General features: G+C 69.9%; 1 protein-coding gene. It reads right to left on the minus strand.

Annotation, left to right across the window (positions count from 1 at the left end; genetic code table 11):
* A partial coding sequence (locus AC27LF_RS45590; protein WP_487231316.1) for an AMP-binding enzyme occupies window positions 1–588 on the minus strand: 588 nt, incomplete at both ends.

The following is a 588-nucleotide window of genomic DNA, read 5'->3' on the forward strand; positions in this document are numbered from 1 at the left end:
ACCCCCACTCACATACTCCGGCGCGGGCAGCGCCCTGCGGTCCAGCTTGCCGTTCACCGTCAACGGCAACGCCTCCAGCGTCACCACCGCCGACGGCACCATGTACTCCGGCAACCGCTCCGCCGAGAAGGCGCGCACCTGCCGAGCCAGCCCCTCAGGCGCCGCGTCCTCACCAGGGACCGGAACGACATACGCCACCAGGCGCCTGTCCCCCGGAACATCCTCACGGGCGACCACCGCAGCCTGCGCCACCGCCGGATGCACGGCCAGCACCGCCTCGACCTCACCCGGCTCGATCCGGAACCCACGGATCTTCACCTGCTCATCCGCACGCCCCGCGAACACCAGCCGGCCCCCGGCCGACCACCGCACCCGATCCCCCGTCCGATACATCCGCCCACCCGCCACACCGAACGGACACGCCACAAACCGCTCACCCGTCAAACCAGGACGACCCACATACCCCCGCGCCACCTGCGCACCCGCCACATACAACTCCCCCACCACACCCACCGGCACCGGACGCAAACCCTCATCCAGCACATACACCCGCGAATGAGCAACCGGCGCACCCATCGACACCACCGA

Source organism: Streptomyces diversicolor (assembly GCF_057537855.1).